We start from the raw sequence: 13400 nt of genomic DNA, 5'->3' as shown, positions 1-13400 counted from the left end.
CGGCGCCGTGGCGCACCCGGCCTCCACCCGCGATGCGGCAGGCGGGCCCGGCGGATCGTGTCCGGGGCTGGCCGTGGCGGCGGGTGGTGGATGGCGGGGTGGGCATCGGGCGTCTGAGCGACGCGGACTCCAGCGCGGCAGGTCGGGACATGGCCTTCACACCGTCTGGAGCCCTGGTGTTTTCGGTGCCGCCGTCGGACAGCAAGTCCGGCCGGCGAGCGGGCTTCAACTTCAGTTCTCTGCCACCGCGTGCCGCGCGCCGCCGCCTGCCATGGCTGTGTGAAGCAGGACGGCCGGTGCCGCAGGCCCGGGGTGTTGCATCTTCCGGGGCCGGGCATTGCGCTCGCGCGCGCTGCCCGGTGCGCCACGGCCTTGCGTCGGGTGCTGGGGTGCCCGGGTAAACTCCGGCAAATCAAGCACTTACCGCACGAACGTGGAGTCGCGGATTATAGGGTCCAAATCCATCGCCGCGACACACCGTTCGGCCGCGCCACCCGCCGTGCGCGAAGTGACCGTCGACGAGGGCGCCGACGGTCAGCGGCTGGACAACTTCCTGCTCAGGCTGCTCAAGGGCGTGCCCAAGACGCACGTCTACCGCGTCATCCGCTCCGGCGAGGTGCGGGTGAACAAGGGGCGGGCGCAGGCCGACACCCGCGTGGTCGCCGGCGACGTGGTGCGCGTGCCGCCGGTGCGGGTGGCGGCCGTGTCTTCAGACGCCGCTGCGGCCGTGCCGGCGCGGGAGTTCCCGGTGCTGTTCGAGGACGAGCACCTGCTGGCGGTGGACAAGCCCGCCGGCGTGGCCGTGCACGGCGGCAGCGGCGTGAGCTTCGGCGTCATCGAGCAATTGCGCCGGGCGCGGCCGGAGGCGCGCTTCCTGGAGCTGGTGCACCGGCTGGACAAGGAGACCTCCGGCCTCCTGCTGCTGGCCAAGAAGCGCAGCGCGCTGACCCGGCTGCAGGACCAGTTCCGCGAGCGCGACACGCACAAGGTCTACGCGGCGATGGTGTTCGGCGCCTGGCCGCGGAACCTCAAGGTCATCGACCTGCCGCTGCTCAAGACGCTGGACGCCGCCGGTGAGCGCCATGTCAAGGTGGTGGCGCACGACCAGGCTCGGCGCTCGATCTCGCTGGTGAAGGTGGTGCAGGCGGCCCACGGGCTGAGCTTGCTGGACGTGACCATCAAGACCGGCCGCACGCACCAGATCCGCGTGCACCTGGCGCACCATGGCCACCCCATCGTTGGCGACCCGAAGTACGGCGACTTCGCGCGCAACAAGGCCTTCGCCCGCGAACGCGGCTTCGCGCGCATGGCGCTGCATGCCCGCCACCTGGCCTTCGATCACCCCGCCGATGGCCATCGCGTCGAACTGGACAGCCCGGTGCCGGCAGAATGGCAGGCTTTGCTGGAACCCTCGTGATCTCACCCGTGCCGCGCCGCTTCGACCTCATCGTCTTCGACTGGGACGGCACGCTGTTCGACAGCACCGGCCTGATCGTGCAGTGCATCCAGGGCGCCTGCCGCGACCTGGACCTGCCCGTGCCGGACGACCAGCGCGCCGCCTACGTGATCGGCCTGGGGCTGCACGACGCGCTGCAGCACGTGGTGCCCGGCCTGCCGGCGGAGCGCTACCCGGAGCTGGGCCGCCGCTACCGTCACCACTACTTCGCGAAGCAGCACGAACTGGTGCTGTTCCCCGGCACGCTGGACATGCTGCAGGCGCTGAAGGCACGCAACCACTGGCTGGCCGTGGCCACGGGCAAGAGCCGCGCCGGCCTGGACGAAGCGCTGGCCCACAGCAGCCTGCACGCCATGTTCGACGCCACGCGCACGGCCGACGAGACGGCCAGCAAGCCGCACCCGCGCATGCTGATGGAGCTGATGGCCGAGTTCGGCGCCGCGCCCGAGCGCACGCTGATGATCGGCGACACCACGCACGACCTGCAGCTCGCCGCCAACGCCGGCACCGCCAGCCTGGGCGTGAGCTACGGCGCGCACGAGCCCGACGCCTTCCACGCGCTGGGCCCGCTGGCGGTGCTGCACTCCACTGCCGAACTGCAGGACTGGCTGCTTGAACACGCCTGAACGGATGGAGCCCCCAAGCTCGCTGGCGCTCGCTACCCCCATGGCCCTGCGAAGGGCCACTACGTGGTCTTGGGGCCGTCCGCCAGCGGACCGGCAGAGCCGGATCCGCGGCGGGAAGCTTGGCTTGTGCGGTGGCGTTCATGCATGGGCGCAACTGGTGGTGACGGTACTTGGCTGACTCCTTGCCTCTGTGCGCCTCCGACTCGCTCGCAGAGCGCGGCCAGGCCGTGGTCTGGGACGTGATGCAGTGGGGCCGCCCGGCGCGCGCCTTCGCGCTGCGCATCGACGGCCGCGTGGTCGGCTACCTCAACCGCTGCGTGCACGTGCCCACCGAGATGGACTGGCAGGAAGGCGAGTTCCTGGACATGGACCGTCGCTGGATCCTGTGCTCCATCCACGGCGCCCACTACGACCCGGCCAACGGCCAGTGCGTCGGCGGCCCCTGCGGCCGCGGCAAGCTCACGCCGGTGGCCTGCCACGAGCAGGACGGCCAGGTCTGGTGGCAGCCCACCGACGACATCCGCCCCGTCGAGTTCGACGAGGGCCCATCCGGAGATCCCCATGGACAGCCCTGAACCCGGCTTCGGCCGCCCGGGTGCCGCCGAGTCGGCGCTCGAACGCGCGGTGCGCGAGCTGATCAGCGAACGCCGCAGCGAGCGCAACTGGCGCATCTTCTTCCGCCTGGCCTGGCTGGCGCTGGTGATCATCGTCGTCTGGGTGCTCTTCCAGCGCGCCGGCCCGGCGGTGGTGCCCAGCATGCCGCACACGGCCCTGGTGGAGGTGCAGGGCGAGATCGCGGCCGACACCGAAGCCAGCGCCGAGCGCCTGGTCTCGGCACTGACCGACGCCTTCGAGGACAACGGCGCGCAGGCCATCGTGCTGCGCATCAACTCGCCCGGCGGCAGCCCGGTGCAGGCCGGCATCGTCTACGACGAGATCCGCCGCCTGAAGGCGCTGCACGGCAAGAAGGTCTACGCGGTGGTGGAGGAGGCCGCGGCCAGCGGCGCCTACTACATCGCCGTGGCCGCCGACGAGATCTACGCCGACAAGGCCAGCCTGGTGGGCAGCATCGGCGTGCTGATGGACGGCTTCGGCTTCGTCGGCACGATGGAGAAGCTCGGCGTCGAACGCCGGCTGCTGACCGCGGGCGACAACAAGGGCATGCTCGACCCGTTCTCGCCGGCGGACCCGGTGCAGACCGGCTACGCCAAGGCCATGCTCGACCAGATCCACCAGCAGTTCATCGACGTCGTGCGCCAGGGCCGCGGCGAGCGGCTGAAGGAAACGCCGCAGACCTTCAGCGGCCTGTTCTGGAACGGCGAGGAGGCCGTCAAGCTCGGCCTGGTCGACAAGCTCGGCAACCTCGACTTCGTGGCCCGCGAGGTGATCGGCGCGCCGGAGATCATCGACTACACGCCGCACGACAACCTGGCCGAGCGCTTCGCCAAGCGCTTTGGCGCCGCCATCGGCGAAGGTGCGGTGCGCGCGCTGCGCAGCGTGGCACCGATCCGCTGACCCGTCCCCGATGTCCCGCTGATGTCCGATGCCCTCAAGGTCCTGCCGCAGTACCTGCTGCCCAAGCAGGCGCTCACGTCGCTGGCCGGCCGCCTGGCCGACGCCGAGGCCGGTGGCACCACCACCGCGCTGATCCGCCGCTTCATCGACCGCTACGGCGTCAACATGGCCGAGGCGGCCGACCCCGACCCCGCCGCCTACCCCACGTTCAACGCCTTCTTCACGCGGGCGCTCAGGCCCGGCGCGCGGCCGCTGGCCAAGGCCGACTGGATCTGTCCGGTGGACGGCGCCATCAGCCAGTTCGGCCGCGTCGAGGACGGCCAGATCTTCCAGGCCAAGGGCCACCACTACAGCGCCACCGCGCTGGTGGGCGGCGATGCCGAACTGGCCGCGCAGTTCCAGTACGCGCACTTCGCCACCCTGTACCTGAGCCCGAAGGACTACCACCGCATCCACATGCCGGCCGACGGCGTGCTGCGCCGCATGGTGCACGTGCCCGGCGCGCTGTTCTCGGTGAACCCCACCACGGCGCGCGGCGTGCCGGGGCTGTTCGCGCGCAACGAGCGCGTGGTCTGCGTGTTCGACTCGTCGCGCGGCCCCTGGGTGCTGGTGCTGGTGGGCGCCACCATCGTCGGCAGCATGGCCACCGTGTGGCATGGCGTGGTCAACCCGCCGCGGCCTGGCGCCGTGCGGGCCTGGGACTACGCACCCGGCCAGCACGTGCTGCGCCAGGGCGACGAGATGGGTCGTTTCCTGCTGGGCTCCACCGTGGTGCTGCTGCTGCCGGCGCCGCTGGGTTTCGACCCCGGCTGGCAGCCCGGCGGCCCGGTGCGCATGGGCGAAGCGATGGCCTTCTCGGCCTGAGCGGGTGAACGACGCTGCCGTGCTGGCGGGCCGCCAGCGCCGGGCCATGGTGCTGCTGTGGATCGTGCCGGCGCTGTGGTCGTCCAACTACATCATCGCGCGGCTGGCCGACGGCATCGTGGCGCCGCATGCGCTGGCCTTCGGCCGCTGGGCGCTCGCCCTGGTGCTGATGCTGCCCTTCGTCTGGCGCGAACTGTTCACCCGCGGCCTGCCCTGGCACCGCGAATGGTGGCAACTGCTGGTGCTGGGCGCCACCGGCATGTGGATCTGCGGCGCCTGGGTCTACCTGGGCGGGCAGGGCACCACGGCCGCCAACATGGCGCTGATCTACGCGGCGACGCCGGTGGCCATCGCGGTGGCGGGCACGAAGCTGCTGCACGAGCGCATGAGCCGCTCGCAGGGCGTGGCGGTGGTGTTCGCGCTGGCGGGCGTTGTCTACATCATCGCCAAGGGGGACCTGGCCAACCTGTGGTCGCTGCGCTTCAACCCCGGTGACGGCTGGATCGTCGGTGCCGCGGTGTCCTGGGTCGTGTACTCGGTGCTGCTGCGCCGCTGGCCCAGCGTGCTGAGCCCGGTGGCGCGGCTGGCCGCCATCGTCGCCGGCGGGCTGCTGGTGCTGCTGCCCTTCACCGTGGCCGAGGCCCTGTGGACACCGGTGCCGCCGCTGGGCGCCAAGGCCCTGGGCCTGATGGCGCTGGCGGCGCTGGTGCCCGGCGTGCTGAGCTACACCGCGTACTCGGTGCTGCAGCGCGACCTGGGCGCGGCGAAGAGCGCGCTGCTGCTCTACCTGGCGCCGGTGTACGGCGGCATCGCCGGCTGGCTGGTGCTGGGCGAGCGGCCGGGCTGGCACCACGCGGTGGGCGCGGCGCTGATCCTGCCGAGCATCTGGCTGGCGACGCGGCCGCGCTGACCGGGCCGCGTTGAACGGGCCGCGTCAGCGTTCGGCGCGCCAGCGCGGCACCGGCGGTGGCACCACCTCCGGCGGTGCGTGCACCGCTTCGAGCTTGAGCTTCAGCGCCGCCAGCGCGTCCTGCGCCGGGCCTGCCCAGGCGCGGGGCAGTGTCCAGCGGTCGGCCCAGCGCGCCAGCGGCGACCGGCTGCAGCCACTGACCGTGCGCGTGAGCCGGGTGGCCGCGGTGCCCAGTGGCTGCAGTTCCAGCACCTGGCGCCGCCAGTGTCTGGGCGTGTCGGCAGCGGCCACCCACAGCCGGCCCGGCTCGGCGGCCAGCACCTGCCAGGTCACGGGTTCGCTGCCGTCGCCCACCGCCGCGAGCTGCACGATGGTGCTGCCCACGCCCTGCGGCCCGGCAGGCAACGGATCGACCTTGCGCGTGTCCGGCTGCCACGCCGGCCAGTGGGCCGCATCGGCCACGTAGCGCCACACAGCCGCCGGCGGCACGTCGATCTGCACCCGGTGCACCAGCGTCACCAGGCCGAGTCTTGCCTCGTCGGCGGCCGCGGGCCAGGCCAGCGTGGGTGCCGTCATCGCGCCCCGAGCAGGCGCGCCGGCAGGAACAGCACGGCCCGCAGCAGTGCGAACACCGCACCGACGGCGATGCCCAGCAGGCGCAGCGGCAGCGTCAGCAGCCACACCACCGGCCACAGCACCAGGGCCAGCAAGGCCAGCGGCCAGCAGAGCACGAACAGCAGGCACCAGAGCAGGAAGGTGGCGAGGCCGGACATGGTGTTCTCCTCGATGGGTTCAGCGCATCTTCGCACGTGCGTCGTAGGCGTCGGCCTGCGCCGTGTCGCCGCGCGCGCGGTGCAGCAGCGCCAGTTCCTCGAACACGTAGGCGTCCGGCGTTCCGTCGGCCGCGTTCTCCGCCTCCAGCCGCTGCTGGATGGCCAGCGCCTCGTCGATGCGGCCCAGCCGGCGCAGGGTGTTGGCCACCATCCAGTGGCCGATGCGCTGGCGCCCGGCCGGCGCGGCCTGCTGCTGCAAAGCGGCCAAGGCCTGCTGCAGCATGGTCAGTGCCTCGGCGTGGCGGCCCAGGTCGTTGAGCGTGATGCCGATGTTGTTGCGCAGGCTGGCTTCCCAGCGGCGGGCATCCGGCTGCGACGACGCCAGGGCCAGCGCCAGCGCCTCCTGGTTCCAGACGAGGTCCTGCGCGCGGTCGGCGGTGGTGAAGGGCAGCATGTGGAGCGCGTCCACCGCCAGCGCGTCCAGGCCGGCAGCGCGGGCCTGGTCGGTGGCGGCGCGGAAGGCGGTGCGTGCCGTCTCACGGTCGGCTTCGGGCAGGGTCTCGCGGTCGTGCACGGCGGATGCCCAGGTGCGGCCCCATTCGAGCTGCCAGCGCACGCGGGCCTCGGCCGAGGCGCCGTCGAGTTGCGGGCGCAGCGACTGCAGCAGCGCGCGAGAGTCGTCCAGGCGCTTGCGCAGGCCGTAGGTGCGTGCGATCTGCGTCTGCAGGATCAGCGCCTCGTCGGGCGTGGCGGTGGCCAGACGGTCACGGAAGCGCTGCTCGCTGACGTCGGGGCGGGCGAAGTCCCACATCGCGCGCAGGTCCAGCGGCGCGGCCGCCGTGCCTGCCGCCGCCGCCACGGTGGCCGCGACGATCACCGACCTGACCCTGTTCACACCCATCCGAAGAACTGGCGCACCGCGTGCGCCGTGACGTTGAGCGGCTGGCGGGGCGCGAGCGGGAAGGCCATCACCTTCGGCCCGCGCAGGCCGGCGCTGTTCTGGCCCAGCACGGCGACGGCGCGGCGGCGGAACCCCAGCGAGTCGAAGGCGGCGAGGTAGGTCGCCGCGTCGGGCCAGCGTTCGGGTTCGTGCGGATGCGACTGCGGCCACAGGCCGCACAGCACCGCCTGCGCATGCTGGCGTCGCGCTTCGGCGGCCAGTTCATCCGCGCTGCAGCGGGTTTCCTGAAGCGCGCCCACGCGCACGTAGAGCCGGATCGGCGTGCGCCCGTCGCTGGGCTGGATGTCGCGCAGGCTGCGGTTGAAGCAGCCGGTGAGGCTGCGCATCACCGAGGACTTGCGCGTGTTCGGGTTGCCGACGATCAGGTACAGGTCCATGCCCTCACGAGCATAGCCTGACCGAGCCCGTCACTTGCACTTCTGCTGCAGCGCCTGCAGCGCAATGATGGGGATCGACAGCAGGCTGCCGCCCGGGTTCGACGCCAGGCAGTCCGGCTTGGCGGCCTGCTCCACCCCACTGGCCAGGCGTTCCTGGCCCGAGACGCCGCGTTCGGCGGGCAGGCCGGCTTCGGCGGCGAGGCGACGTGTCTCGGCGAGGCTGTCGCGCGCGGCACGGCGCATCACCTCATCGCCCAGCCGCAGGGGTGGCGGGCTGCTGGCCGCGGTGGCCGGCGGCGTGGCCACCGCCGGTGCGGCCGGCGTGATCGGCTGTGGTTCCGCGGGCCGGATCGACGGCAGCGCCGGCGCCGGGAGCGCTGGCGCACGCGGCGGCGTGGGCCTGGCCGGCGTGTCCGGTCGGCGCAGGGCCGGCAGGTCCGCCGCCGGCGGTGCCGGCACCACGGGCAGCGGCAGCAGACGCAGCCAGGTGGGTGCCAGCGGTTCCAGCGGCGTTATGGCGTGTCGTGGCGGCGGCGCCCACAGGGCCCACAGGGCCGCCAGCGTCACGGCCAGCGCGCCGGCGACGGCCGCCTTGCGCTGCCGGTGCGGCCGCCAGCCCGGCAGGCGGGGCGGCGCAGCGGTGGGGGCAGGGCGCATGGCGGGCATCGCCGCGCATGCTGCCCTGCGCCTGTTGCCGGATTGCAAAGCGGCCCGGCAGTGGCCGCTAACATGCCCGGCTTTGCCGAATCCACGACCCCCATGACGGACGCCACCCCCGACATCACCCACCACCGCCAGGGCCGCGCCGGCTTCATCGTGCTGAACCGGCCGCAGGCGCTCAACGCGCTGACGCTGCCGATGATCCGCGGCCTGCAGGCGGCGCTGGACGCCCATGTGGCCGACCCGGCGGTGCAGGTGATCGTGGTGCATGCCAGCGCGCCGCGCGCCTTCTGCGCCGGCGGCGACATGCGCCGCATCCGCGAACTCAGCCTCGAGGGCCGCATCGACGAGGCCATGACGTTCTTCCGCGAGGAGTACGCGCTGAACCTGGCCATCGCCACCTGCCCCAAGCCCTACGTGGCGTGGATGGACGGCATCGTGATGGGTGGCGGCCTGGGCCTGTCGGTGCACGGCCGCCACCGGCTGGTCACCGAGCGCAGCGTGCTGGCGATGCCGGAAACCGCCATCGGCTTCTTCCCCGACGTGGGCGGCAGCTACTTCCTGCCGCGGCTGCCGATGAATGCCGGCCGCTGGGTGGGGCTGACCGGCACGCGCCTGAACGGCGACGAGGCCACCGTGCTGGGCCTGGGCTCGCAGCGGCTGGACAGTGCCGATCAGGCCGCGTTGTTCGCGGCGCTGGCCGACGACGATGCGCCGGTGCCCGCCGTGATCGACCGCTTCGCGCGGCCGGTGGACGACGCCGGGATCCGAGCACGCTTCGCGCGCCGCGGACAGTGGTTCGACGGTGCGGACATCGCCGCCATCGACGCCAACCTGGCCGCTGCGGCGGAGACCGACGCCGACGCTGCCACGCTGCTGGCCACGCTGCGCAGCATGTCGCCCTACGCCATGCGCACCAGCCTGGCGCTGCTGGAACGTGGCCGCGGCCACACGCTGCCGCAGGCGCTGGACGACGAACTGGTGCTCACCGAGGCGGTGATCCAGCACCCTGATTTCATCGAGGGCGTGCGCGCGGTGCTGGTGGACAAGGACCGCCAGCCGCGCTGGCAGCCGGCCTGAGGCCGGCTCAGGCTCAGCGTCGCGCCGGCTTGTCGCGCCGGCGCCAGTACTGGAACGGGTCCTCGTGGACCTCGATGTCCAGTTCCGCCAGCCGCGCCTGCAGGCGTTCCTGCACGTCGGTCACGGCCTGGTTGTAGATCAGCGGGCCGATCTCCTCGACGAAGAAGGCCAGCATCCCGCCGGCCGTGACGTTGCCCACCGGCTCGTCCAGGTGCTCGCGGCACCAGCGTTCGATGGAGGCCACGGCCTGGGGGCGGACGTCGCGGGGCAGTTCCAGGGCCATCGTGTGCTCCCGGTGTTCAGGCCGCCTGCAGCAACCCGCGCGTCTCGATGAAGCGCACCACGGCGTCCAGCCCGTCGCGGGTCTTCAGGTTGGTCATCACGAAGGGCCGCCGTGCGGCATCGGGCCGCATGCGCTTCGTGTCGGCTTCCATCACGGCCAGGTCGGCGCCCACGTGCGGCGCCAGGTCGGTCTTGTTGATCACGAAGAGGTCGCTCTTGGTGATGCCGGGGCCGCCCTTGCGCGGGATCTTCTCGCCGGCGGCCACGTCGATCACGTAGATCGTCAGGTCGCTCAGCTCCGGGCTGAAGGTGGCGGCCAGGTTGTCGCCGCCGCTCTCGATGAAGACGATGTCGGCGTCGGGGAACTTCTCGAGCATGCGGTCCACCGCCTCGAGGTTGATCGACGCATCCTCGCGGATCGCGGTGTGCGGGCAGCCACCGGTCTCCACGCCGACGATGCGCGCCGGGTCCAGCGCACCGGCCACGGTGAGCAGGCGCTGGTCTTCCTTCGTGTAGATGTCGTTGGTCACGACCACCAGGTCCCAGCGCTCGCGCATTGTCTTGCACAGCATCTCGAGCAGGGTGGTCTTGCCGGAACCGACGGGGCCGCCGACGCCCACGCGCAGCGGCGGGAGCTTCTTCGTGCGGCCGGGAATGGCGTGCAGGCTGGTCATGCGCGCATGATGCCCGAACTGGCCGTGGTGCACGCTTGGCGGCGTCAGAGGGTGAGAGGGAGTCCGGCGTGCACGAGCAGACGATCCAAGTGGTTCGAATCTAGGCGCAAAGCACAGCCATAGCCCGCGCTATGGCGAGCATTTTGCAACGACGAGTCGGACCGCTTGGGTCGGATGAGCGGGTATGCGGGATTGCCTCTCACTCTCTCAGCCCTTGGCGCCCAGCGCCGCCACGATGCGAACGGCGAAGGCCTCCACCAGGCCGGAAGTGGTCTGCTGGGCCAGGCCGATACGCCCCTGGCGCAGCGCTGCGGCGCCGTGGATCGCGCTCCACGCGAACAGGATGTCGTCCGACGTGGGCGGCTGCGCCACGACGCCGGTGCGGTGCAGCCCCAGCAGCGTGGCGGGCAGGTAGTCGAAGGTCGAGGGGCGGCCTGCCGCCACCGCGGCGGCGCGGTAGCCCTCGGCCTGGGTGCCGAACACCAGCCGCCAGAGCGCCGGTTCCTCTTCGGCAAACGCCAGATAGGCCTGGCCCAGCCGCTGCAGCCGCGTGCGCGCCTCGGCGCCGTCGACGGGCGGGCGTTCGATGTCGAAGGCCTCGACGAAGCGCCTGTGCAGGCGCTCGAAGCCGATGGAGGCCAGCGCGAGCAACAGCGCCTCGCGGCCGTCGAAGTGCCGGTAGACCGCGGCGGGCGACACCCCGGTGGCGGCCGCCAGCTGGCGCAGGGACAGTGATTCCAGGTCGGGCTGGGCCAGTGCGGCGTCGAGCAGCGCGCGGCGCAGGTCGCCATGGTGGTAGGCGGTGGGCCGGGACCGCGCCTGTGCGGGTGGGGATGCCAGAGACATCGGTTGATGTTAACGGTGTTGACACAAGATTCGATCGTCCCTAGAGTGAACACTGTTCACATCAGGAGACGGCCATGCCTCTGAACCATGCTGCACCGGCGACACCGTCGCCTTCACGCCGTCACGCACTGGCCACGTTCGGTGCGACCGCCGTGCTGGGGGCCTGTGCCGCCGTGGCGCCAGGCCCCGCAGACCCGGTGCTGCGGGTGGAGGCTTCTCCTGCCCCGGGCGGTCAGGCTCCGTTCCGGCACATCGCCACGTCGGTCGGCCGCCTCGCCGTGCAGGACCTGCCGCCGCTGCCGGGCGCCGCTGCCACTGGCCGTCAGACGCTCGTGCTGTGGCCGTCGATCCTGGCCGATCACGGCATCTACCGGGCGCAGATCCCGGTGTGGCGCCAGCGACACCGCGTGATCGTGATCGACGGGCCAGGCCATGGGGCCAGCGGCCCGGCACCGGCGGGGTTCTCGATGGCGGACTGCGCCGACGCGATGGTGGGCATCCTGGATGCGCTCGGCGTCGACGGCCCCGTCATCCCGGTGGGCACCTCATGGGGCGGGCTCGTGGGCGGGGAGTTTGCGCTGGCCTACCCGCGGCGCACGCGCGCGCTGGTGATGCTCAACACCCCGGTGTTCGTGGCGCCGCAGGGGCCGTCCCTGTCGGACCGCTTCGTGGTCTGGGGGGCGCGCTGGCTCCACGGCACCACGCTGTACAGCGACGGCGTTGCGCGCGCGTTCTTCCTGCCCTCCACCAGGGCGCGCGGCGGTGCCCAGCTCGACGCCTTTCACCGCCACCTGCGCGACGCGGACGGCGCAGCGCTGGCGCTGGCGACCCGTTCGGTGCTGCTCGACCGGGCGCCGCTGGCACCGCGACTGGCGGGGATCGAGGTGCCCACGCTGTTCGTCGCCGGCGAGCACGATGGCATGTACCCGCTCGGAGCGCTGCGGCAAGCCGCGGCCAGCCTGCCCCATGGGCGTTTCGTGGCGCTGCCCACGGCACACATCTCGGCCGTGGATGCACCCGAGGGCGTGACCCGGCTGGTGGCGGCGTTCATCGACACCCTGTCGTGAGCCGCCCGGCGGCTCGCCCCCTCAGGACCGGAACAGGCGCGAGTACTGTGCCTCGTGGCGCGCCGAGACGATGGCCAGCATCGGCGTGAAGGCCTGGCGCGTGCTGTCGTCGCGCGCCAGCGCGTCGTCCACCGCGTCGGGGATGCGCGCGGCCAGCGCACCCAGCAGGCGCTGGCCGGCGCTCTGGCCCAGCGGCACGGCCTTGACCGCCGCCTGCACCATGTTCTCGGCCCAACCGAAGGCCATGGCCAGCAGCGCGGCGCGGGCGTCGGCACCGGTGCGCCAGGCGGCCAGGGCGTAGGCCAGCGGCCAGCTGGGCGCGGGGGCCAGCGCGCGCAGCGTGGCGATCCGCGCATCCTCGTGCGCGCCGTCGTCGGCCGCGCGCTGGCGCAGCCAGTCGCACAGCGAACGGCCGGCCTGCTCGGTCTGCAGGCGGAACTCGGCGCTCTCGCGCGTGCCCAGCACCCAGGTGTTGAGCGCCGCCAGCCGGTCGATGTCGTGCGCCGTCCAGGCGGCGTGGGCCTGTGCGGTGGCGGCCAGGTCGCTGCGCGCCTGGGCCAGCAGCAGCTGGTCGGTCAGCCAGGTGGCGGCCTGGGTCTCGTCGGTCACCCGACCTTCCTCGACGGCGGTCTCCAGGCCTTCGGAGTAGCTGAACGCGCCCACCGGCAGGGCCGGCGAGGCCAGCCACATCAGCTGCAGCAGCGTGGCGTCAGTGGTCGTGACCGTGGTCATGGGTGTGACCGTGGTCGTGCGCATGCGCGTGATCGTGGCCGCAGCCCGGACCGTGCACATGGGCGTGCTCGTGCCCGTGCCCGTGCCCCTCCGCGGCGTACGCGCCGGCCTCGGGTTCGAAAGCGGCCTCCGCTTCCTCCACGATCAGGTGCATGCCGCGCAGCATGTCGGCCAGCACGGGGTCGGGCTCGAGCTTCAGGTGGTCGGCCTGCAGTTCCAGGCTCACGTGGCGGTTGCCCAGGTGGTAGGCGGCGCGCAGCAGGTCGAAGGGGCTGCCATGTTCGGCGCAATGGCGCACCACCAGCACCGGCTGCGGTGCGGCCAGCACGCGCACCAGGGAGCCGTCCTCGGCCACCAGGGCGTCGCCGCCGCGCAGCACCTGGCCGCGCGGCAGGAAGATGCCCAGGCGGCGCCCCTGGCTGTCGGTGGCGTCGATGCGGCTGCGCGCGCGAGCATCCCAGTCGAGTTCGACGGTGGCGGCCCGTTTCAGCAACACACCGGCCAGGCCGCGGCCGCCGGGGATGCGCTTGTTGATGGTGAGCATGCGCGCACTGTAAGCGCTGCGCACCCCACGCCG

General features: G+C 72.5%; 18 protein-coding genes. 8 read left to right on the top strand and 10 right to left on the bottom strand.

Translation table 11 applies throughout. The features are described from left to right. Window positions 1–499 precede the first annotated feature (499 nt). From ENE75_RS20285 to ENE75_RS20260, 6 genes are all read left to right on the top strand, one after another. Window positions 500–1417, top strand: a complete 918-nt coding sequence (locus ENE75_RS20285; protein WP_128200163.1) for an RluA family pseudouridine synthase — start codon at window positions 500–502, stop codon at window positions 1415–1417. Then, on the top strand, window positions 1417–2082 hold the full coding sequence (locus tag ENE75_RS20280; protein WP_375138500.1) for an HAD-IA family hydrolase: 666 nt from the start codon (window positions 1417–1419) through the stop codon (window positions 2080–2082). The genes ENE75_RS20285 and ENE75_RS20280 overlap by 1 nt, the downstream gene beginning before the upstream one ends. Window positions 2083–2252: 170 nt before the next feature. Continuing rightward, entirely contained in the window at window positions 2253–2657 is a 405-nt protein-coding gene (locus ENE75_RS20275; RefSeq protein WP_233259187.1) for a Rieske (2Fe-2S) protein, read from the top strand. Then, entirely contained in the window at window positions 2644–3597 is a 954-nt protein-coding gene (locus ENE75_RS20270; protein WP_128200161.1) for a S49 family peptidase, read from the top strand. Before ENE75_RS20275 ends, ENE75_RS20270 begins: the two co-directional genes overlap by 14 nt. A 21-nt stretch (window positions 3598–3618) precedes the next feature. After that, a complete protein-coding gene (gene asd, locus ENE75_RS20265; protein ID WP_128200160.1) occupies window positions 3619–4461 on the top strand; it encodes an archaetidylserine decarboxylase in 843 nt (280 codons plus the stop codon). A gap of 4 nt (window positions 4462–4465) precedes the next feature. Then, complete coding sequence (locus ENE75_RS20260; protein ID WP_233259186.1) at window positions 4466–5371, top strand: DMT family transporter; 906 nt, start codon at window positions 4466–4468, stop codon at window positions 5369–5371. A 24-nt stretch (window positions 5372–5395) separates the two neighbouring features. On the opposite strand, the gene ENE75_RS20255 is transcribed toward ENE75_RS20260, so the two are convergent. From ENE75_RS20255 to ENE75_RS20235, 5 genes are read right to left on the bottom strand one after another with little or no spacing between them, the layout of a single operon-like run. Then, on the bottom strand, window positions 5396–5947 hold the full coding sequence (locus tag ENE75_RS20255) for an SRPBCC family protein (RefSeq protein WP_128200159.1): 552 nt from the start codon (window positions 5945–5947) through the stop codon (window positions 5396–5398). Continuing rightward, complete coding sequence (locus ENE75_RS20250) at window positions 5944–6144, bottom strand: hypothetical protein (RefSeq protein ID WP_128200158.1); 201 nt, start codon at window positions 6142–6144, stop codon at window positions 5944–5946. Before ENE75_RS20250 ends, ENE75_RS20255 begins: the two co-directional genes overlap by 4 nt. A gap of 19 nt (window positions 6145–6163) precedes the next feature. Continuing rightward, a complete protein-coding gene (locus tag ENE75_RS20245) occupies window positions 6164–7021 on the bottom strand; it encodes a tetratricopeptide repeat protein (protein WP_158289025.1) in 858 nt (285 codons plus the stop codon). Window positions 7022–7035: 14 nt separating this feature from the next. After that, a complete protein-coding gene (locus ENE75_RS20240) occupies window positions 7036–7482 on the bottom strand; it encodes a putative GTPase (protein ID WP_128200156.1) in 447 nt (148 codons plus the stop codon). A 30-nt stretch (window positions 7483–7512) separates the two neighbouring features. Then, entirely contained in the window at window positions 7513–8139 is a 627-nt protein-coding gene (locus tag ENE75_RS20235) for a hypothetical protein (protein ID WP_128200155.1), read from the bottom strand. A gap of 102 nt (window positions 8140–8241) precedes the next feature. On the opposite strand from ENE75_RS20235, the gene ENE75_RS20230 reads away from it, so the two are divergent. After that, the gene (locus tag ENE75_RS20230) at window positions 8242–9222 is read left to right on the top strand and encodes an enoyl-CoA hydratase/isomerase family protein (protein WP_158289024.1); all 981 of its coding nucleotides are present in this window, start codon (window positions 8242–8244) and stop codon (window positions 9220–9222) included. Between the two features lie 13 nt (window positions 9223–9235). Here the strand turns inward: ENE75_RS20230 and ENE75_RS20225 are convergent, their stop codons facing one another. The 3 genes from ENE75_RS20225 to ENE75_RS20215 all read right to left on the bottom strand — a co-directional run bounded on the left by ENE75_RS20225 (window position 9236) and on the right by ENE75_RS20215 (window position 11024). Beyond that, window positions 9236–9505, bottom strand: coding sequence for a DUF2164 domain-containing protein (locus ENE75_RS20225; protein WP_128200153.1), 270 nt, complete (start codon window positions 9503–9505; stop codon window positions 9236–9238). A 16-nt stretch (window positions 9506–9521) separates the two neighbouring features. Then, window positions 9522–10178 carry an urease accessory protein UreG gene (gene ureG / locus ENE75_RS20220; RefSeq protein ID WP_128200152.1) on the bottom strand — a complete coding sequence of 219 codons (657 nt, stop codon included), beginning with the start codon at window positions 10176–10178 and terminating at the stop codon, window positions 9522–9524. Window positions 10179–10385: 207 nt separating this feature from the next. Next, the gene (locus ENE75_RS20215; RefSeq protein ID WP_128200151.1) at window positions 10386–11024 is read right to left on the bottom strand and encodes a TetR/AcrR family transcriptional regulator; all 639 of its coding nucleotides are present in this window, start codon (window positions 11022–11024) and stop codon (window positions 10386–10388) included. Between the two features lie 74 nt (window positions 11025–11098). Here ENE75_RS20215 and ENE75_RS20210 point away from each other — a divergent pair, with 74 nt between their 5' ends. Then, a complete protein-coding gene (locus tag ENE75_RS20210) occupies window positions 11099–12091 on the top strand; it encodes an alpha/beta fold hydrolase (RefSeq protein ID WP_128200150.1) in 993 nt (330 codons plus the stop codon). Window positions 12092–12112: 21 nt separating this feature from the next. Here ENE75_RS20210 and ENE75_RS20205 read toward each other — a convergent pair whose 3' ends face one another. Together ENE75_RS20205 and ureE are read right to left on the bottom strand one after the other, a co-directional pair. After that, complete coding sequence (locus ENE75_RS20205; protein WP_128200149.1) at window positions 12113–12823, bottom strand: urease accessory protein UreF; 711 nt, start codon at window positions 12821–12823, stop codon at window positions 12113–12115. After that, window positions 12801–13367, bottom strand: a complete 567-nt coding sequence (gene ureE / locus ENE75_RS20200) for an urease accessory protein UreE (protein WP_128200148.1) — start codon at window positions 13365–13367, stop codon at window positions 12801–12803. Before ureE ends, ENE75_RS20205 begins: the two co-directional genes overlap by 23 nt. Between the last annotated feature and the right edge of the window lie 33 nt (window positions 13368–13400).

Origin of the sequence: Rubrivivax albus, assembly GCF_004016515.1 — a bacterium.
In the GTDB taxonomy this organism is placed as follows: domain Bacteria; phylum Pseudomonadota; class Gammaproteobacteria; order Burkholderiales; family Burkholderiaceae_C; genus Rubrivivax; species Rubrivivax albus.
Note: the sequence above shows the minus strand (reverse complement) of the source record. Positions and strands in the feature narration are given on the sequence as shown.

What these genes read in the sequence shown, in the direction of transcription:
- ENE75_RS20215 (WP_128200151.1), bottom strand. Translation starts at nt 11,024, where the DNA reads ATGTCTCTGGCATCCCCACCCGCACAGGCGCGGTCCCGGCCCACCGCC.
- ENE75_RS20270 (WP_128200161.1), top strand. Translation starts at nt 2,644, where the DNA reads ATGGACAGCCCTGAACCCGGCTTCGGCCGCCCGGGTGCCGCCGAGTCG.
- ENE75_RS20250 (WP_128200158.1), bottom strand. Translation starts at nt 6,144, where the DNA reads ATGTCCGGCCTCGCCACCTTCCTGCTCTGGTGCCTGCTGTTCGTGCTC.
- ENE75_RS20205 (WP_128200149.1), bottom strand. Translation starts at nt 12,823, where the DNA reads ATGACCACGGTCACGACCACTGACGCCACGCTGCTGCAGCTGATGTGG.
- ureG (WP_128200152.1), bottom strand. Translation starts at nt 10,178, where the DNA reads ATGACCAGCCTGCACGCCATTCCCGGCCGCACGAAGAAGCTCCCGCCG.
- ENE75_RS20255 (WP_128200159.1), bottom strand. Translation starts at nt 5,947, where the DNA reads ATGACGGCACCCACGCTGGCCTGGCCCGCGGCCGCCGACGAGGCAAGA.
- ENE75_RS20235 (WP_128200155.1), bottom strand. Translation starts at nt 8,139, where the DNA reads ATGCGCCCTGCCCCCACCGCTGCGCCGCCCCGCCTGCCGGGCTGGCGG.
- asd (WP_128200160.1), top strand. Translation starts at nt 3,619, where the DNA reads ATGTCCGATGCCCTCAAGGTCCTGCCGCAGTACCTGCTGCCCAAGCAG.
- ENE75_RS20225 (WP_128200153.1), bottom strand. Translation starts at nt 9,505, where the DNA reads ATGGCCCTGGAACTGCCCCGCGACGTCCGCCCCCAGGCCGTGGCCTCC.
- ENE75_RS20240 (WP_128200156.1), bottom strand. Translation starts at nt 7,482, where the DNA reads ATGGACCTGTACCTGATCGTCGGCAACCCGAACACGCGCAAGTCCTCG.
- ENE75_RS20230 (WP_158289024.1), top strand. Translation starts at nt 8,242, where the DNA reads ATGACGGACGCCACCCCCGACATCACCCACCACCGCCAGGGCCGCGCC.
- ENE75_RS20210 (WP_128200150.1), top strand. Translation starts at nt 11,099, where the DNA reads ATGCCTCTGAACCATGCTGCACCGGCGACACCGTCGCCTTCACGCCGT.
- ureE (WP_128200148.1), bottom strand. Translation starts at nt 13,367, where the DNA reads ATGCTCACCATCAACAAGCGCATCCCCGGCGGCCGCGGCCTGGCCGGT.